The sequence below is a fragment of the Streptomyces sp. NPDC001904 genome (assembly GCF_040297005.1).
In the GTDB taxonomy this organism is placed as follows: Bacteria; Actinomycetota; Actinomycetes; order Streptomycetales; family Streptomycetaceae; genus Streptomyces.
In genome coordinates this window covers 17,964-38,676 of record NZ_JBEOYI010000012.1, presented here as the reverse complement: position 1 = coordinate 38,676, position 20,713 = coordinate 17,964, and the positions used below count along the sequence as shown (strand labels likewise).

The window sequence follows — 20,713 nt, the reverse complement described above, 5'->3', positions numbered from 1 at the left end:
TGCTATGCGATCGCGCCGAGTTCGAGCAGTTCCTGCCTCAACTGGGCAGCGACCTCGGCGAGTCCGGCGTCCTCGTTCGCGCTGGCCCCTGACCCGGCGGTCGTCGCCTCTTCGAGGTCGTCCCAGGGGATGAGCTCCCGCAGGTGCGCGGTGAGCGCCGCGACGGTGGGGTGTTCGAAGACCGCCGTGTCCGGCACGTCCACGCCGAGTTCCGTCTCCAGGGACAGCCGGAACTTCTCGACCATCACGGACTCCATGCCCAGGTCGAAGAAGCCCCGTTCCTGGTCCGGCAGTTCGCCGGGCTGATAGTCCAGGAGTTCGGCGAGCCGCTCCCGCAGGAAGGTCGTCAGGATGTCGTCCCGTTCGAACTCCATCGCCTCCGCCAGAGTGGTCAGCAGGGCGGACTGCCGGGGACTGCCCTGCCCCTCCCCCGTCACCGGTTCGTCCGATGCCGGCAGGGTCGTCGGGGACGTCCGCCGTCCCGGAGGCCGGGTCAGGCCACCGGCTCCCGCTCCTGCCTGCACGGGCCAGAAACGGTCGCCCGCGAAGGGGTACGTCGGCAGCGGCACCCGGACCGGGCGGGTCCCGCCGTGGCCTGCGGACCAGTCGACGGCGGCGCCGTCCGCCCAGGCCCGCGCGGTCTCTTCCAGCGCGTAAGGGTCGGGCGCCCCGCTCTCCCGTTCCGTTCCGTCCGCGCCGGCCCGGCCGGCGTACCAGCGGGTTCCGCCCCCGCTCCCCTCCAGGTACGCGTCGAGGACGCCGACCAGGTCCTCCTGGTCCGTCGCCACGACGGCGAGCCGGTGCTCGTGGGCGTCCCTCCCCGTCTGCAGCGTGTGGGCCACCGCCGCGAGTCCGCCGGGCTGTTCCCGGTCCGTCGCGAGGTGGGCGCGCAGCGACACGGCCCGGGCACGCAGCGCGGACTCGGTCCTCGCCGACAGGGGCACGATCACCCGGGCCGGCTGGGCCACGGTCGGGACGGGAGAGGTGTACTCCTCGACGATCGCGTGAACGTTGACGCCTCCGGCGCCGAAGGAGCTGATCCCGGCCCGCCGCGGCACCTCGCGGGCCGGTCCGCCGTCCAGGGCGACGACGGGCCGGCGCCATTCGGCCGTGGCGCGCTGGACGTGGAAGGGGGTGGACGCGAAGTCGATGTGCGGGTTGAGCTCGTCGGAGTGGGTGAGCGAGGCGGCCAGTCGCCGATGCTTCAACTGCAGCAGCACCTTGGTGAGCTGCGCGATGCCGGCCGCCGCTTCCAGGTGCCCGATGCCGGACTTGACGGAGCCGAGGGCGCAGAACTGGGTGTCCGCGGTGTCCTTGCCGAAGGCCTGTGTCAGACCGGCGACCTCCACGGGGTCGCCGAGCTTGGTGCCGGTGCCGTGTGCCTCGACGTAGCTGATGGTGCGGGCATCGACTCCGGCCCTCTCCAGTGCCGTGGCGATCACCTCGGCCTGAGCCGAGGGGTTCGGCACGCTGTAGCCGAAGGTCCTGCCGTCGTTGTTGACCGCCGTCGCCCTGATGACGCCGTAGATGTGGTCACCGTCGCGCTCCGCCGCCGCCAGTGGCTTCAGCAGCACGGCGCCGACCCCTTCGCCAGGTACGTAACCGTCTCCGTCCTTGCCGAAGGACCGGCACCGGCCGTCGCTGGCGGCGAACCGACCGGCGCACAGGGAGATGTACTTGCTCGGGTGCAGCGAGAGATTGACCCCGCCGGCCAGCGCCATCGCGGACTCACCGCGGCGAATGCTCTCGCAGGCGAGGTGCACCGCGAGCAGCGAGGAGGAGCAGGCGGTGTCGACGGACAGGCTCGGGCCGCGCAGGTTGTAGAGGTAGGAGACCCGGTTGGCGATCGAGTACAGCTGGGAGTTGACGGGGGCGAAGTGCCCGTCGCGGTACGACTCCGCCTGGTGCAGCTGGTAGTTGTTGAACGTGGCCCCGACGAACACGCCCACGGACGCGCGGCCGTCCGCGGCCGCGGGGTCGCGAAGCCGTTCCCGGCTGTAGCCGGCGTCCTCGAAGCACGCCGCGGCGGTTTCGAGGAACAGCCGCTCCTGCGGGTCCATGTGCTTGGCCTCGAGCGGCGAGATGCCGAAGAAGTCCGCGTCGAAGCGGTCCACGTCGGGGAGGAAGCCGCCCCAGGTGCAGTACATCCCGTCGCTCTTGCCGCGCCGGGCGCCGGAGTGCGAGCCGTAGTCGCGATGGTCCCATCTCTCTTTGGGGATCTCCACGACGCAGTCACGGGCGAATTCCAGGTTGGTCCAGAAGTCCCGCAGCGTGGGTGCCTGGGGATACCGGCCGCTCACCCCGACGACGGCGATGTCCGCGCCGGCCCGCGGATCGCCGTCGCCGTCACTGTCGCTGTCACTGGCGAGCACGGCCCGCACCGTGTGTTCCGGGCTCTTGGGCGTGCGGCCGGAGAGGAAGCCGGCCAGCGCGCCGATGGTCTTGTGCGTGAAGAACGCCTCGGCGGGGAGCTCCCCGAAGACCGTCTCCAGCCGTTCCAGCAGTCGTTGTACGGCGAGCGAGTCGACGCCGATCTCGTGGAAGGCCGTGTCGGCCGACAGCCGTTGCCGGTCGATGCTCAGCAAGCGCGACAGCTCGTCGGCGAGCAGGTCCGTGGTGTCGTCCGAAGCGGCACGGGTGCCGCTCGGTTCCGGTGTGGGCGTCGGTACGGGGTCCGTGACCGGCTCGTCGGCGGCGGTCCCGAACGAGTCCCGGAACTCCGCGAGCCAGTAGCGCTCGTCGGCGAACGGATACCCGGGGAGGTGGACGCGGCGGGGGCGGGACGCCCCGTACAGGAGGTCCCAGTCGGGGCGACCGCCGGACAGCCACTCCTCGGCGGCCCGCGCGAGCGCCCCGGTGGCGGACAGTTCCCCGGGCCGGGTGGCCCATGCTCCGGGGCTGCCTCCGTCGACGAAGTCGGTGAGGGCGGAGAGGAGTTCCTCGCGGGACGTCGCAAGGACCGCCAGACGGTGTTTCAGCGGATCCCTGCCCACCTGACTCGTACGGGCCCACTCGGCCGGGTCGACTGCGGCGTCCGCCCCGACGGCCTGCCGGAATCGGACGGCGTAGGAACGGAGTTGCTCCTCCGTCTTGGCGGACAGGACGAGCAGGGCGGGCTCCCGGCCCACGGCAGGTGTGTCCTCGCCGGTGGAGGGGGCCGAGGCCGGTAGGTACTCCTCGATGACGAGGTGGGCGTTGGTGCCGCTGAAGCCGAACGAGCTCACCGCCGCCCGCCGGGGCGTGCCGTCGGGCGCGTCCCACGGTTCCAGGCCGGTGTTGAGGTAGAACGGGCTCGCTTCCAGAGCGATGTGCTCGTTCACCGTGTCCACGTGCAGGGTCGGTGTCCGCATCCCATGACGCAGCGAGAGCAGGACCTTCAGCACGCCGGCGATGCCCGCCGCCGTGAGCAGATGGCCGATGTTGCTCTTGACCGAGCCCAGCGAGCAGAAGGCCGTGCGGTCCGTGAAGGAGCGGAACGACTCGGTCAGCGCCTCGACCTCGATCGGGTCACCGAGTTTGGTGCCCGTGCCGTGGGCCTCGATCATGGTGATCGTCCCGGGGTCGAGGCCGAACCGCTCGTACACGTCCCGTTCGAGCTGCGCCTGCGAGGCGGCACTCGGTGCGGTCATGCCGTTCGTCCGGCCGTCCTGGTTGACGCCCCAGCCACGGATCACACCGCGGATCGGGTCTCCGTCGCGTTCCGCGTCCTCCAGGCGCTTCAGCAGGACGACGCCGACGCCCTCCCCCGGGACGAAGCCGTCGGCGCGCGAGTCGAACGTCTTGCACCGGCCGTCCTCGGCCAGCATTCCCGCCTTGCTGGTCATGACGTGCATCGACGGTCCGGAGAGCACCGACACGCCACCGGCCAGGGCCAGGTCGCTGTTGCCGAGCAGCAGACTGTCGCAGGCTTCGGCGATGGCGACGAGCGACGAGGAGCAGGCCGTGTCGATGGCCAGGCTCGGCCCCTTGAGGTTGAGCAGGTACGCGATGCGGGCGCTCAGGATGGAGGACGCGGCGCCGGTGAATCCCTGCGGATTGTCGCCCTTCTTCATCAGGAACTGCCCGTACTCGCTGGGCCCGCAGCCGACGAAGACGCCGCACCGGGAACCGGACAGGGCCGACGGCGCGATCCCGGCGTCCTCGACGCAGTGCCAACTGCTGCTCAGGAAGATCCGCTGCTGCGGATCCATGTGCTCGGCCTCGACCGGCGAGATGTTGAAGAACAGCGGGTCGAAGGCGTCCGCCGTCTCCAGCGTGCCCATCCACTTGCTGTACGTCTTGCCGAGGGCCCTCGGATCAGGGTCGAGGTACGACGCGATCGGCCACCGGGAGTCCGGGACCTCCGACACGCAGTCCCGGCCGGCGGCCAGGTTGTCCCAGAAGACGTCGAGGTCCGGTGCCATCGGGAACTGGCCCGCCATACCGATGATCGCGATCGCCCGGCCTGGCCCCGCCTCGGACTCCGACGGCTCGGGACGCGATGCCTGCTGCCGTGCGGGGGACGTCTGCGCCGCGACCGGTCGGGGTCTGTTCGTCCTCTCGGGTGTTCCGGGCGCGCCGTCGCCGAACTGCGCCTGAATGCGGTCGCGGACCTCGGGCCTGTTGACGAAGGTCCGCTCGTGCATGCCCAGTTCCCGCTCGAGCGTGCCCGCCACGCGGTCACGTACGGACCCGGCGAGCAAGGACTTGAGACCGATGAGGGAATCGCGGGGCGCCTGTGCGAGCTCCCGCGCCAGTTCGAGGGCGGTCTCCCGGACTTCGGACCGCGGGACCACCGGGAACGGAGCTCCACGTTGCGCCAGTTCGGAGCCTCGGTACTTGCGCCCCGCGAAGAGGATCTCCCGGGCCAGCGGGCCGCCGAACCGGTCGGGGAAGACCAGGGTGGCGCCTGCTCCCGGCGTGAACCCGTACTTCATGTAGTTGCTGGTGTAGTAGCTCTCGCTGCTGAACACCGTGAAGTCGCAGAACATCCCCATGGACCAGCCCGCGCCTATGCCGTGTCCCTGCATCGCCGCGACGACGGGCAGTCTGCAGTCGAGCGGCAGGTGGTAGACGCCGAGGTCGGTGAACTTGACCCGGCCCTCCTGGATGGCGAGCAATCCCTCCTTCGTGCCCCCCGACGCGAAGTAGCTGTCATATCCCGTGAGGACGACGACACGGGCGCGCTCGTCGGCGTCGATCTCCGCGAAGGCACGGCTCAGTCCGGAGACCAGGGCGGGCGTGAAGGTGTTCTTGTGCGTACGATCCTCCATCACCACCAGGGCGATGCCGGGTTCGACCAGCCGCCACCGCACGACGTCCGTGTCATCTGCCGGTTCAGGCACGACGTCACCGTGTCCGTCCGCGGTCCCTTCCGCGGGCATCAGGGCGCGGAGTCGGTGCTGCGCCGCTTCAGGGGTGAGGTCGCCGTTCTTCAAGGCGGCGAACACTTCCTGCACGTTCACCGTCGGACCCCCTTGCCGAGGTCCTGGAACAGCTGCTGGGCGGCATCGACATCGAGGTCACCGCGCTGCACGCTCCGGACGAGGTCGGACAGCCCCTGCTCCGGTGCCGCCGCCCCGGCGAGCTGGGGCTTGAGGAAGCGCCGGAAGTCCCGGACGGTCGGGTGGTCGTAGATCTTCGACGCCGTCACGGAGACGCCGTACTCGGCGTTCACCCACTGCACCCATTCCACGCCCACGATCGAGTCGAGCCCGAGGTCGGCGAAGCTCTTGTCCGCGTCGATCTCGTCGAGCGGGACGGCGAGGATCTCGGACAGTCCCGCCGCGAGTTCGGCCTCGAGCCGTTCGTCGGAGATCTCGTCGGGGGCGGGCGACCGGTCGCCGACGGGCGGCTGCGGCGGCAGATCCGGAACGGGCCGGGTCGGCGGGAGGTGCACCGGGGCGGCGGCTTGCGCCGGTGCCGGTGCCGGTGCCGGTGCCGGTGCCGGTGCCGGTGCCGGTGCCGGTGCCGGTGCCGGTGCCGGTGCCGGTGCCGGCACCGGTGCCGGTGCCGGCACCGGTGCCGGTTGCACTGTGGCCGGGCGTGGGCTCTCCGGAAGTACCGACAGGCGGATGCGATGCGGCAGTTCACCGCGCCGGTCGGACGCCGCCTCGGGCGGCGGCCCGGCGACCGTGCGCTCGGCAGGGGATGACGCGGCGGGAACGTCCACGGTCACCGGGGGCTGGGGCTGCGAGGTGTGCGCAGGCCCGGCTTCGTCGCCGATCCAGAACCGCTCCTTGGCGAACGGGTAGACGGGCAGGCTCATCCGGTGGGGCAGACCGTCGGCGTAGAGCTGCCGCCACTCCACCTTCATGCCCATGGTCCACAGCGAGAGCATCTTGTCGTAACCGCCGTTGGTCGCCAGGGCCGCGATGGCTCCGCCGATGCCGTCGTCGTCGAGCAGCAGGTCGAGTACTTCTTTGTGCCGGCGCGTCCGCCCCCGGTAGACGCCCGCCACGGCGTCCGGCCCCTCGGCGAGACAGGCGGTCAGCCGGCGCTCCAGCTCGGCCGCGTCCGCCGCGGTCACGGCAAGCCTCTCCTCCATTTCCTCGCGCCCCGTCTGCAGCGTGAAGGCGGCGTCCAGCAGCCGGTCGTCCGTCACCACCTCGTCCCGCACCGCCTGCAACAACTGCCTTGCTCGTGAATCCAGTTGTTCGGGGGTGCGGGCGGAGAGGACGATCAGGGCCGGCCGATCGGCGGTGGCGCGGTGGGCCGTGCGCGCGGGGATCGCGTCCTGCGGCACGTACTCCTCGATCAGGACGTGGGCGTTCGCCCCTCCGGCACCGAAGGAGGAGACCCCGGCGATGCGCGGTGCGAACGCCACGTCCCCGGCGCGCACCACCGTGGGCCGTTTCCATTCGGCGAGTTCGCGCTGGAGGGTGAACGGGGTCTGCTCGAAGCGCAGGTTGGGATTGAGGTGCTGGGCGTGCAGGCTCGGCGCCAGTGCCCCGTGCCGGAGCTGCAGAACCACCTTGGTCAGGCCTGCCATGCCGGCGGCCGCCTCCAGGTGTCCGATGCCGGACTTCACCGATCCGATGGCGCAGAATCCGTCGTCCTGCGTGTCCTTCCGGAATGCCTCGGTGAGGGCGGCCAGCTCGATCGGATCGCCGAGTTCCGTGCCGGTGCCGTGCGCTTCGATGTAGCTGACGGACCGTGCGTCGATGCCGGCCTTGTCGAGCGTCCTGCGGATGAGCGCGGTCTGTGCGGCGGGATTGGGGACCGTGTAACCGTGCGTGTGGCCTCCGTGGTTGATGCCGGTGGCCGGAATCACGGCATGGATGTGGTCGTGGTCGGCCACGGCGTCGGACAGCCGCTTCAGGATGACCACGCCGACGCCCTCGCCGGGCACGAAGCCGTCGGCGCCCGCGCCGAAGCTCTTGCAGCGACCGTCCGCCGCCAGCATGCGGTGGGCGCACATGCCGACGTAGTTGGACGGGTGGAGGTACAGGTTGACGCCTCCGGCGACGGCCATGCGGCACTCGTCCCTGAGGATGTGCTCACAGGCCTCGTGCAGAGCCGTCAGCGAGGAGGAGCACATGGTGTCGACCGGCATGCTCGGCCCATGGACATCCAGCAGGTACGAGACGCGGTTGGCGACCGACGCGAACGAGCTGTGCAGTTCTCCGCGCCACCCCGCCGCGCGGGCCTCGGGGCCGTAGAGGTTGTAGCCGGTCTTGGTGATGCCGGCGAACACGCCGACACTGCCCTCGTAGTCCTGGGCCATCTGCTCGCGCGTACACCCGGCGTCCTCCAGTGCCTCCCAGACCGCGGTGAGGAACAGCCGCTCCTGCGGGTCCATCAGGCGGGCCTCACGCGGCGACAACTGGAAGAACAGCGGATCGAAGTCGGCGAACCCGTCCAGGAATCCGCCCCACTTGCTGTAGCTCTTGCCCCGGGCGACCGCTTCCTGGGGGTCCGCATGGTAGAAGTCGGCCATGTCCCACCGTTCGGACGGGATCTCGGTGACGCAATCGTCACCCGCCGCCAGCCGCTCCCAGAACTCCTGGACCGAATCGGCTCCCGGGTAGCGCCCGGAGAGTCCGACGATGGCGATCGGTTCCCGGTCCGACGTGCGGGCGGGAAGCACGGCGCGCCGGGTCAGGGGCTCAGCGGTCCTGTCGATCGGGACGACAGCGGTCGCCGGAGCCGACACACCGGGAACCGGCGGGGTCGTCGTGCCCGTCCAGGCCGCGCACTCGGCGGGGAACTCCGCGAGCAGATAGTCCGCCGCCTGCGCGATGGTCCGTCGCTCGAAGAACAGCGTGCGCGGCAGATCGGGGAATCCGTCCTCGAGCATCCGGTTCCACCGGTTGATCATCACGGAATCGATCCCGTACGTCTCCAGCGGCGCTTTCGCGTCGAGGCTCGCCTCGCCCACCTTCACGACCGTGCCGAGCTGCTGCTTCAGCCGACGCACGACCGCCTCGCGCAGCACGTCGCGGCCGGCGGGACGCTGCTCGGCGTGCGGGCCCGTCGGGGCAGCGCTGTCGTTCACATAGTCCATGATCTTGTCCCCCGCTCCCGCGAACACGGCCAGACGTCCGGTTCCGACGGCCAGCCCTCGATACAGCGCCTCCCAGGCGCTCTTGGTCTCCAGCGCGACCGCGCCCGTCGACAGACGGAGCTGCTCCTGCGTCTCCTCGTCCATGTGCATGCCGCCGTGCCGCCACAACGGCCAGTCGACGCACAGCGCCCGGCCGAACCGCTCGCCCGCGTCGGCCAGTTCGTTGCGGCGGGCGCAGTAGTACCCCATGAAGCCGTTCGCGGCGGCATAGTCCGCCTGGCCGACGTTGCCGACGACGGCGGAGGCGGACGAGAAGGCGAGGAAGACGTCGAGCCTGTCGTTCCTGGTGCTCTCGTCCAGATTGACGAGACCGGTCACCTTCGGGCCCAGCACACGACGCATGTCGTCGGTGGCCCGCCCGACGAGGAACCCGTCGTCGAGCACACCCGCACCATGGATCACACCGTTCAGGGCGCCGAACCGGTTGCGGACCTCGGTCATCAGCCGATCGGTCTGCGCGGGATCGGTGACGTCGACGGCCCGGTACTCGGCGTGCGCTCCCAGGTCCCGCAGCTCGCGCAGGGCGTCCCGCAGGACCGGCCGTCCCGCTTCCGAACGGCCGGTGAGCACGATCCGCGGACCGGCCGTCCGCCGGGCGATCTCCCTGGCGAGGTGCAGCCCGATGGCTCCCGCACCGCCGGTGATCACATAGACGCCGCCGTCCTTCCAGGGCGCGGGAGCGGAGTCCGACGCGGTGACCTGCCGAAAGGCGGCGACCTGCCGCTCCCCGTCCGCGTAGCGGATGTGCCGGTCCCGGACGTGTGCGGCGTTCTCCTCGACGACCGGGGCCAACAGCTGGGCCCGGTCGCCTGCTTGGATCAGCTGGGTGGCCACCCTCGGGTTCTCCAGCGTGACGGACCGCAGCATCCCGGAGAGCGCGCGGAGCGCGGCGTCCTGGCCTTCCCCGGCGACGACGAGCTGGACCAGCGAACGGCCGCCCGCCGCACGGCGGAGCACGTCGCGCAGGACCTCGGCCACTTGCAGGGTGAGGTCCTCGAAACGCCGGTCGGTGCGCAGCTCGGTGGAGCGCAGCACCGTCAGCCGTGTCCGTCCGTCCCGCACGCCCTGGTGCTCCGGCAGGCCTTCGGGCAGCCCTGCCCCGCACAGAACGATGTCGTGGTGGGCGAAACGGTCCGTGGCGGCAGCGGCACCGGCTGCCTTCCGCGCGGTCCACTCCGGGACAAGCAGCAGCGCGGGATCGACCGCGGGTTCCGGGGCCGGCGCAGGTGCCGGATGCGTTCTCTGCCGCGAGTCCTGTCCCGTGGCCCAGTATCTGCCGCGGGCAAACGGGTACGTCGGCAGGGAGATGCGTCGGGGCAGGGGCAGCGGGAAGCACGCCGTCCAGTCGGCATCGGCTCCGTCGGCCCACTTCTTCAGCGCCGCGTCGTGCTCGCCTGCCGCCATGAGCTCTCCGACGCCCGGGCCGTGCGCCGCGCCTTCCCGGTCATCGGTCTGGTCCTCGTACGCGGGACGGAAGCCCTGATGGAGCCCCGGTATCCGTTCCCCGTTCACGAACTGCCGCAGCACGTGGCCGAGTTCGTCCAGGGAACCGGCCGTGAAGGCGAGGCGCGCCGCCATGGCCTCCCGGCCGGTCTGGAGCGTGTACGCGATGCTCGCGAGGTCGCTCTCGCGGTAGCCGCGGTCCGGATCGCGCAGTGCCGCGAGCAGCCCCCTGGCCTTCTCGCGCAGCCGGTCCTCGTCCGTGGCGGAGAGCGTGATCGGCCACCTGGTGCCGGCGGCTGCCGTGCCGATGCCTGCGGTACCGACGGGGTCCGGTGCGATGAACTCCTCGATCAGGACGTGTGCGTTCGCCCCTCCGGCCCCGAACGAGGAGACACCCGCCAGCCGGGGCTGCTCGCCGTGGGCCAGGACCGGACGTGTCCAGGGGCCGATGTCCTGCTGGAGCGCGAAGGGGGTGGCGGCGAAGTCGATCTCAGGGTTCGTGGTCCGTGCGTGCAGCGTCGGCGCGATCTGCCCGTGCCGAAGTTGCATCAGCACCTTGGTCACACCGGCGATTCCGGCCGCGCTCTCCAGGTGCCCGACATTGCTCTTCACCGAACCGATCGCGCAGTACTGGCGATCGGTGGTGTGCCGGTCGAACGCCTTTGTCAGACCGGCGACTTCGATGGGGTCTCCGAGCGCCGTGCCCGTGCCGTGGGCCTCCACATAGCTGACCGCCCGTGCGTCGCGGCCGGCCTGCTCGAGGCACGCGGAGACCAGATCGGCCTGGGCCCTGGGGCTGGGCACCGTGTAGCCGTTGGTACGGCCGCCGGCGTTGAGGTGACTCGCCTTGATCACCCCGTGCACGGTGTCCCCGGCCGCCACGGCTGCCTGGAGCGGCTTCAGCACGAGGGCTCCGACGCCCTCCCCGTCGACGAAGCCGTCCGCCTCGTCCCCGAACGCCTTGCAGCGGTCGTCCGAGGAGAGCATCGTCAGAGAGCTGAGGCGCAGGTAGTGGACGGGGTCGACGATCAGGTTGACACCGCCGACGACCGCCGATTCGCACGATCCGTTGCGCAGGCTCTCGACGGCGAGATGGATCGCGGTCAGCGAAGCGGAGCACGCGGTGTCCACGGCGAGGCTCGGGCCGCGGAAGTCCAGGGCGTGGGAGACCCGGTTCGCCACCGACCAGTAGTGGGCTCCGGTGGGATAGTTGCCGTTCATGACGCCGACGAAGACACCGACTTTGCGGCTGCGGGACAGCGCGGCGGGCGTGTATCCGGCGTCCTCCACGGCCGCGTACGCGGTCTCGAGGAAGATCCTCTCCTGCGGGTCCATCTGCTCCGCCTCTGCGGGCGAGATGCGGAAGAAGAGGGGGTCGAACGCGTCGATGTCGGTGAGGAAGCCTCCCCACCTGGTGTACGTGGTGCCGGGGGCGCCGCGCTCCGGGCTGAAGTGGTCGCGCCAGTTCCAGCGCTCCGCCGGAATCTCGGAGATGCTGGTGCGGCCGTCGCGCAGATTGCGCCAGAAGGCGTGGACGTCCTCGGCGCCCGGATAGCGGCCGGCGAAGCCGATCACGGCGATGTCCTGGCGGGCGGTCTCCACAAGGTGGGCGCTGGAGGGCGCGGCGGGCGCCGGGATCGGCCGGGGCTGTTCCCGCGACGGGCTCGGGGCGGGTGTGCCGGTATCCTCCAGGCCGAGCAGTGCGGGGAGCCCTGCGCCGTGCTGCGCGACGAAATGGTCCGTGAGTTCCCTGATCGTCTGGTGCTCGAAGAACACCGTGCTGCTCACCTTGCCGAGTCTGGCGCGGAGTTCAGCACTGAGCTGGGTGACGACGAGGGAGTCCATGCCGTAGCTCTGGAGTGGCTCCTCGGGGTCGATCCTGTGCACCGGGTACTTCAGTGCCTCGGCGACCAGCTCCGTCAGGTACGGCATCACCCGTGCCGCCGTGTCCGTGCTCGTGCTCGTGCTCTTTGGAGCGGTTCCGGTCCGTGTGCGGTCGTCCGCCGCGACGGCCTGTGCCGCCCCGTCCGCGGCAGGGCGTTCCGCGGTGTCCCGACGGACGCGCCGGACGAAGCCGTCGCTCTCGGCTCCCAGCAGTTGCTGCCCCGCCTCCGCGCCCGGGACGTCGGGCGAGAGCACGGGCCTGAGCCCCTCCTCGGCCAGCACCCTCTTCCACGTCTCGACGCTCAGCCCCGGGGAGCCGGGCAGCCTCAGTTCGGGATCCGCATGGCGCCACCAGCCCTCGAGCAGCCCGAAGGTGAGGTGGGCGAAGAGCGTGTTGCCGACGAGTTCGTTGACCAGCAGCAGGCCCCCGGGCTTGAGGAGTGCCTTGGTGTGCCGCAGCGCCGCGCGCACCGATGTGGTCGCGTGCAGCACATTGGCGGCGATCACCAGGTCGTAGCCGCCGACCGTCAGGTCCTGTTCCTCCGGCGGCCGCTCCACGTCGAAGGTCCGGCACACCAGGAAGGGGTGCTGTGCCCCGTACGTACGCTCCGCGCGGGTCAGGAAGGCCGCGGACACGTCGGTGTACACGTACTCCACGAGGTTGTCGGCGAAGGGCGCGAGCCGCCCCAGTACGGCCTCGCTCGTCGCTCCGGTCCCCGCTCCGACCTCCAGGACACGGACCTGCGCGTCCGGGCGCTGTTCCACCAGCCGTGCCACCCGGGCGGCAGCCTCCGCGGCCAGTGCCTCCCGCCCGGCGTCCGCGGCGGGATCGTCCTTGTACACCGCCTCCACCAGGTGCAGCGACGAGTCGGGGAACAGCACGTCGGTGGCCGCCGCCCGGCCGGTCAGGATGTCGGGGATGTGGCGCACCGTGCGATCGAGCAGGGCGGCCCGCCCGCGGAGTGCGGGCAGGGCCTGCCACTGCGGCAGCGCCCGTTCCCACTCCTGCCAGAGCCGTGCGGTGGGGTCCGGCCCGGTGTCGTCGTCCCCGATCTCCGCATGGATCACCCGGAGGGTCTCGCGCGTCCATTCCCGGTGCGCCGGAGCGATGGCCGCTCCGGCCATCACCTCGTCGAGCTCCGCCCGGTCCGGGGCTCCCAGCTCCACCAGCTGGGCCCGCAGCAGGTGCCGCAGCAGGTGCTCCATCCGCTGCGCCGCTTGCGTCAGCCTCACTGCGTTCCCCCTCCGTTGGAAGTGCCCACCGACGTGGACGTGGCACGCCCGGTCAACCGGTCGGCGATGAACGACGCCAGCTCGGGCAGAGTCGGGTGATCGATGAACGTCGCCTGTGTCAGGTGCATCCGGTAGTGCTCACCGATCTGTTCGGCGAGTTCCGTCAGATGCGCGGGCCGGAAGCCGTAGGCCGTCAGGTGCTGTCCGTCGTCCGGCGCCTGGATCTGCCGGCCGACCCGGGCACCTGCGAGCTCGCGCAGCCGTGTGAGGACGGCGTCGCTCCCGGGTGGCTCCGTCGGCTCGGCCGCGGCAGCGGTCGAGGACAGGCTCTGCGTCATGTCCACGGCGCCGATGCGGCCCGGGGCCGCCGCCTTCATCAGGGCGAGCTGGGCGAAGGGCGACGCGAGCAGGAATTCCAGGGACGCCATGCCCTCGGCCGGCTCGATGGAGCCGATGCCCTCGCGCGCCATCCGCTCGCGGTACGCGGTGGACGCCACGACCCCGACGCTGCCCCAGTAACCCCAGTTCATGACCTTGACCGGGCAGGGCCACTCCTGCGCCAGCCGGTGGGCGAGGGCGTCCTTGAAGGCGCAGCCGGCCGCGTAGTTGGCCTGCCCACCGGCCTTGACGAAGGAGACCACCGACGAGAAGAACAGCACGAAGTCGAGCGGTACGTCGCGAAAGACCTGGGCCATGCGCACCCCGACGTCCAGCTTGGCCGCGTACCCGGCCAGGAATCGCTCCTCGCTCATCTGCGCAAGGCTCTGGTCGAGCAGGGAGATCGCCGCGTGCACCACTCCGTGCAGCGCGCCGAACCGGTCGAGCGCGGCCCGGCAGGTGCGGCGCAGCTGTGCCTCGTCGGTGGCGTCCGCCTGGAGGTAGACCGGCGCGGGACCGAAGCGGGCCAGCCGGTCGATCTTTCGGGTGATGTCGGCGTCCTCGGCTCGCCGTCCGATCCAGACGATCCGGGCCCGGTACTTCTTGATCAGGTACTCGGACCATGCCTCGCCGAGGCCCCCGGCCCCGCCGATGACCAGGTACACGCCTCCGTGCCGATAGCCGGTGTGCGGGCCCGGCGCCGCACCGTCGACCGGAATGAGGCGCCGCCTGTGCCAGGTGCCCGCACGCAGCGCCAGGACGTCCGTTCCCGTCTCCTGGGGCAGGCGGCGCAGCGCATCCTCGGGCCACGGGCCCTCCGCGGGGAGATCCACACTGCGGATCCGCCACCCCGGCTGCTCGTTGGCGAGCGAGCCGGCCAGCCCGTGCACACCGGCGTGGGTCGGATCGATGGTGTCGACGGGTCCGCACGGCTCGCTCTGCCGGGTGACCACCGTGAGGGTCATGTCGCGCTGCCCGTAGCCCAGTTCGAGCAGGGCCTTGACGGTGCGGAAGAGGTGCAGCGTTCCGTCGTGCTGGTCCCGCGGAACGCCGTCCCAGCCGTTCTCGGCCAGCGCCCCGTGCGGCGCCGCCCATACGAGGTGCCCGATGGGGCCGTGCGCGTCGAGGAGGTCGCGCAGCTCGGCCACCGAGGCTCCGGGCGCCGACTCGGGCGAGGCGGCCCCGGGGAAGTCTCCGGCGAGTTCCCGCCGGGCCCGGGGATCCACGCTCAGGAGGACGGTTCGGCCCTCGTGCGCCGCCGCCCGGTCCGTGTCGTCGACCGACACCGCGTCCCACACCGGCACGGCGAGGAGGGACTCCACCGGCGCCTCGGCCACCGGTGATGCGGGGCGGGCGGGCGCGGACCCGGGCAAGGTGCGGCAGGCGGCGCCACGGATGCGGACGCGGACCGTTCCGTCGTCGTCGCAGATGTCCACGTCGAAGGTCCGCACCCCGTTCGTGCCGGAGCGTTCCCGCACCCAGGCCCACCCGGCGGTCCGGCAGGGGGCCAGTACGTCGACCGCGTCGACGGAGAACGGCAGGGCGGGGCCTTCGAGCCCCGCTGCTGCGTCGCCGTCGGGAAGCATGAGGCCGACGACGGCCTGGAGCGCCGAGTCGAGCAGGCTCGGGTGCAGTCCGTACGCGTCGGTGTCGCCCCGTACGGCGTCCGGCACACGCAGCCGGGCAAGGGCCTGACCGCCTCCGATGTCGATGTGGGCGATCCCGCGGAAGGCCGGTCCGTACTCCATCCCGGCCCGGCGGAACACCTCGTAGCACTGATGGTCCGTCAAACGGCTTGTTCCGCAGGAGGCGCGGACCCCGGCCACATCGAGAGCCGCATCCGCTGCCTCGTCGTCCGTCAGGGCCACCACACGGCCGCGGCTGTGCAGGACGGAGGGCTCATCAGGTCGGTCCGGCACGCTGCGCACGGTGAATCCGGTGCCGCCGTCGGGCTCCGGGATCAGTGTGAGGTCGAGGCGCATCGGCCCGTTCCCCGTCTCGGCGGGTGCCGTCCAGGCCACATCGGCGATGCGCAGCGGGCGGTCGGCGAGCCCGCCCGCCCGCCGGTGCTCCCGCACCGCCGCTCGGGCCAGCTCCAGATGGGCGACGCCGGGCAGGATCCGGCGCCCGGAGACCTGGTGGTCGGCGAGGAAGAACTCGGTGCCGGAGAACTCCGGGCGGAACCGCGTGTGCCCGCTGCCCGGCTCCGCGGCGGGAAGCAGCGGATGGCTCGTCCCGCCGGCGCCGGTCGCGGGAGGAGCGGCGGCGGGCGCGGCGGACGGTGCGGGCGCGTCCGGCAGCCAGTGGCGGTCGCGCGCGAACGGGTACGTGGGCAGGCCGATCAGCCGCGGCCGGACCACGCCGTACAGCGCTGCCCAGTCGCACGTCCCGCCCCGCACCCACGCGGCGAGCAGCGCCGAGAGCTCCAGCGGCGTCGGTGCCTGCGACGGATCCGGTGCCGGTGCGGCGACGTGCCCGGCGCCCGCGGCAGCGCGGCCGCGATGAACCCGGCTGTCGGCGCGGCCCTCGGCGAACCCGTCGAGAATCTCGGCCAGTTCGCCGGTCGAGGACGTGACACAGCCCATGCGTTCCCGCATCGGTTCCCGTCCCGTCTGCACCGTGTACGCGATGTCGGGCAGGTCGGCGTCGGTGAGCGGGCGGGCGCGCAGCGCGTCGGCCAGGAGCCGCGCGCGTTCGCGGAGCTGCTCCTCGTTCCGCGCCGACAGCACGATCGCCACCGGCCGGTCCGCGCCGTCCGGAACGGCGTCACGCGGGCGTTCGTCCGCGTCCGGGGAGTACTCCTCGACCACCACGTGCGCGTAGGCGCCGGAGATGCCGAACGAGCTGATGCCCGCCCGCAACGGAACTCCCTCCTGGGCGACCCAGTCCCGGGTCCCGGAGTCGATCCGCAGCGCGCCCCCGTCCCACTTGATCAGCGGGTTGTGGTCGCGCAGCCGGGGCAGGGGCGGGATCTTGCGGTGGCGCAGCTGCAGGATCACCTTCAGCAGGCCCGCGAGGCCCGCCGCGCCCTCGGTGTGCCCGATGTTGGCCTTGACCGAGCCCACGGCGCAGAATCCCTCGCGGTCCGTGTAGCGCCTGAAGGCCCGGTTGAGCGCGGTGACTTCGACGGGGTCGCCCAGCTTGGTGCCGGTGCCGTGCGCCTCGACGTAGCTGATCGTCTCCGGCGGGATTCCGGCGTCCTGCCACGCCTTGACGACCGTGTTCTCCTCGCCCTCGACGCTGGGCGCGGTGAAGGACGGGGTGTATCCGCCGTGCCGGGCCGCCGAGCCCTTGATCACGGCGTGGATCCGGTCGCCGTCCTCGATCGCCTTGCTCAACGGTTTGAGGAGCACGGTGCCGATGCACTCCCCCGGCACGTAGCCGTCGGCCTCCTGCGCGAAGGTGTGGCACCGGCCCGTCGGCGACAGGGCTCCGACGCTGCTGAAGAACCGGTAGTGGTACGAGGACAGCAGCAGGTTCACCCCGCCGACGAACGCCGTGGCACACTCCCCGCTGCGCAGGGCCTGGCAGGCCTGGTGGAGGGCGACCAGCGAGGAGGAGCAGGCGGTGTCGACCGCCACGCTCGGGCCGTTGAGGTCGAAGGCGAAGGAGACACGGTTGGCGAGGACGGTGTGGTGGTTGCCCAGGCCCGCGTACGGCTCGACGGGCAGCCGCCGCTCGTTGATCACGTCCAGGTAGTCGTGGCAGCAGACCCCGACGAACACGCCGGTGTCGCTCCCCCGCAGCCGTGCGGCGGCACCCGCGTCCTCGGCCGCCGCGTAGACGCTCTGCAGCAGTAGCCGCAGCTGGGGGTCCATCCACTCGGCCTCGCGGGGCGAGACCCGGAAGAACTCCGCGTCGAAGGCGTCGACGTCCTCCAGGAACCCGCCCCACTTGCAGTACGTCTTGTCACGCGCGCCCGGGTCCGCGTCGAACCACGGGCGGTAGTCCCAGTGGTCGCGGGGGATCTCGCTGATCACGTCCTTGCGGTCGACCAGGTTCTGCCAGAAGGCGTCGAGATCCGGTGCGCCGGGCAGCATGCCGTGCATGCCGATGACAGCGATGTCCTCGTGGGCTCGGTTTCCCTCGTCGGATCGGGTCCGATCGTGGCGGCGGGTGTGCGCGGGCGCAGGAGCCGGCGGCGCAGGAGCTGTCCGGTCCGCTGTCCGCGCCTCCCCCAGCCGGGACGCGAAGGCGTCCCCGTGGTCCTGGTGGAAGTGGTCGGCGAGCTGGTCGAGACTCGGGTACTCGAAGAACAGGGCGGGGCTCAGGTCGAGTCCGTTGTCCCGCTCGATGTCCCCGGTCAGGGTGACGAGTTGCTCCGACGTGACGCCGAGATCCATCAGGTTGACGCGGGGATCGACCTCCTGCGCCGGCGCGTCGAGCAGGGTCGCCAGCTTTTCGGTGAGGTAGCTCCGGATGGCGGCGGGCAGGTCGTCGTGTGCGGGACGCCGGTCGGGGCGCGTGCGGATCCGCTTCATGGAACAGCCGGTCAGCCGCGCCACCACCTCGCCGGTGTCGTCGGTCAGATCCGTGTCGAACACGATCAGCTCGCCCGAGTTCCGGCGCAGTCGCACCGTCAGCCACACCCGTCCGGTCACCGCGGCGCGCCGGGCCCTGACCTTTTCGATGCCGAAGGGGAGGTATCCGGCGGAGTCCGTCGGCGCGCCGTCCTCGTCGAGGAAGAGCAGCGCTGCCTGGAAGGCGCCGTACATGAGCAGGGGGTCCAGCGTGCGGCCCCTCACTCCGCCGACCGGCGCGTTCACGGCCGCGACCACCGTCCGCTCGTCCGCGTAGAGCTCGGTGAAGATCCTGAACGTGTCGCCGATCTCGATCGCCGGGTTCCGTCCGTACACCCGGTCCGGATCCACCGGCGACAGCCCGGCCCGTGCGAGCGCGGGGTCGGCCCTCTCCAGCTGGTGCTCGGTTCCGTGCAGGCGGCCCTCGGCCGCCGGCGCCCACGGCTCGCCCGCCGTGCTGCGGTACACGGCCCGGAAGCGCACGCCGTCCGAGGTGGTGGTGTCCCCGTCCGGTTCGAGGCGGACGTCGGCGCAGGTGCCGGTGGGTACCTCGACGGCGCGCAGAAACGTCAGCTTCTCCAGCCGGGCCGCGTCGTGCTCCGGGAAGCGGTCGAAGTGCCAGTCGAGCGCCAGACCTGCGTGGGTCATGCCGATGAGCGTCGGCACGCCCGAGACGGCGTGGTCGCGTACGTAGGGGTCGTCGGAACGGAAGGGGACCGGGTCGGTGGGCGCCATGTCCGGTGTTCCACTGCCGGGGCGGGTCGCGGGCCCGTCGGCCGGGAGTGCCGGGCGGACCTGGCCGGACGCGGTGAACCAGTACGGGTCCTCGGCGAAGGCATAGCCGGGAAGACGGACCGGGCGGGGCCGGCCGTCGTACAGCCGGGCCCACTCGTCCGGCGTGATGTCCGCACCCCGCAGCCATTCTTCGGCGATCTCGGGCAGCGCCGACTGCGCGAACCACCGGCGGCGTTCCGCGTCAGGGGCCTGCCGCACCCGGTCGGCCAATCGGGTGCGTTCGCCGGTCCCGGGCGAGCGCAGATGGCCGTCCAGGGCATCGACCAGTTCCTCACGGGACGCGGCGACGAAGGCCGCCCGCACGTCCATGGCCTGCCGCCCGGTCTGCAAGGTGTACGCCGTGGCCGCGAGGTCCGCATCGGGTGTGTCCGCCACGTGCCGACGCAGCCGGTGGACCTGCCGGTCGAGCGCGTCGGACGTCGTCGCGGACAGCACGAACAGATGCCTGCCGCCGTGCGCGGAGACCGGTCGCGGCGGAGCGGCGGGAACGTACTCCTCCAGCACGATGTGGGCGTTGCTCCCGCTGAAGCCGAACGCACTGACGCAGGCGCGACGGGGACCGCCGTGGGGGGCGCTCCAGGGGCGGGACCGCCTGTTCAGGTAGAACGGCGAGGCGTCGAAGTCGAAGTGCGGATTGGGTTCGTCCACGTGCAGGGTGGGCACCAGGGTGCGGTGCTGCAGGGAGAGCAGCACTTTGTGCATCCCCGCCACGCCCGCCGCCGCGGTTCCATGGCCGATGTTGCCCTTGGCGGAGCCCACGGCACAGAACTGACGCTCGTCGGTGTGCTCCTTGAACACGGTGGCCAGAGCGTCGAGTTCGATGAAGTCGCCCAGCGTGGTCCCGGTGGCGTGGGCCTCGATGTATCCGATGCCCGCGGGATCGATCCCCCGCGCCGCGTACAGCCGTCGGATGAGCTTGACCTGGCTGCGCTTGCCGGGGGCTGTGATGCCGTTGGTGCTGCCGTTCTGATTGACCGCCGTGGCGGCGATGACGCCGTGGACGGCGTCGCCGTCGCGCTCCGCGTCGTCGAGGCGCTTGAGTACGAGTGCTCCGACGCCCTCGCCGGGGACGAACCCGTCGGCGCGGCTGTCGAAGGGACGGCACTCTCCGGTCGCGGACAGCATGCCCGCGGCGCTCATGCTCACGTACCGGTCGGCACCCAGGTACAGGCTCACACCGCCGGCCAGCGCCAGGTCGGTCTCGCCGGACTCCAGGGCCTGGCAGGCCAGGTGCACCGCGACCAGGGACGACGTGCACGCCGCGTCCACCGCCATCGCCGGACCGGTCAGATCGAGGTGGTACGCGATCCGGGCCGCGGCGACGGCTCCGTTGGTCCCGGTCGCGTTGCCGGTACCGGGAGCGTCGCGGGCCAGGAGCGTCTCGTACTCGTGGCTGGCCAGTCCGAGATAGACGCCGCAGTCGTGGCCGGCGAGCCGGTCGCGTCGGTATCCGGCGTCCTCGAAGGCGTGGAACGCCTCCTGGAGGAAGAGCCGTTGCTGCGGGTCCATGGCGTGCGCCTCGTCCGGCGGGATGCCGAAGAACGCCGGGTCGAAGGCGTCGATGCCGGTGAGGGCCCCCAGCCACTTGCAGTCCGTACGACCGTGCACGCGGCCCCGCGGGTCGTAGTGGGCGTCGACGTCCCAGCGTCCGGCGGGCACCTCGGTGACCGACGACCGGCCGGCATCCAGGTTCGCCCAGTACCGGCCGAGGTCCTCGGCTCCGGGGTAGCGGCCCGACATGCCGATGACCGCGATGCCCCGCCGCGGCCGGGAGGGTGCGGGTGCGACGGGCCGCGACGCGCTCCGCGGCTCCTGAGAGCGACGCGCGGTCTGCTCCGCCGCCAGCAGGGTGCGGGCTTCCTCGAGTCCGATCCTGCCGGACCGCAGAGCCAGCAGGAGATCTTTGGTCTGCATC

Annotated in this window: 3 protein-coding genes; all 3 read right to left on the bottom strand. The window is 71.6% G+C overall.

What is annotated here, in order from left to right:
• Positions 1 to 2: 2 nt before the first annotated feature.
• The 3 genes from ABT127_RS20560 to ABT127_RS20550 are packed head-to-tail and all read right to left on the bottom strand — an operon-like array spanning position 3 to position 20,712.
• A complete protein-coding gene (locus ABT127_RS20560) occupies positions 3 to 5,444 on the bottom strand; it encodes a beta-ketoacyl synthase N-terminal-like domain-containing protein (protein ID WP_351451834.1) in 5,442 nt (1,813 codons plus the stop codon).
• The gene (locus tag ABT127_RS20555; RefSeq protein ID WP_351451831.1) at positions 5,441 to 13,105 is read right to left on the bottom strand and encodes an SDR family NAD(P)-dependent oxidoreductase; all 7,665 of its coding nucleotides are present in this window, start codon (positions 13,103 to 13,105) and stop codon (positions 5,441 to 5,443) included. The genes ABT127_RS20560 and ABT127_RS20555 overlap by 4 nt, the downstream gene beginning before the upstream one ends.
• Positions 13,102 to 20,712: an SDR family NAD(P)-dependent oxidoreductase gene (locus ABT127_RS20550; RefSeq protein WP_351451828.1), complete on the bottom strand. Its 7,611-nt coding sequence runs from the start codon at positions 20,710 to 20,712 to the stop codon at positions 13,102 to 13,104. Before ABT127_RS20550 ends, ABT127_RS20555 begins: the two co-directional genes overlap by 4 nt.
• Position 20,713 lies beyond the last annotated feature (1 nt).

Excerpts from the sequence above, each read along its gene's own strand:
- ABT127_RS20550 (WP_351451828.1), bottom strand. The coding sequence starts at position 20,712 with ATGCAGACCAAAGATCTCCTGCTGGCTCTGCGGTCCGGCAGGATCGGA.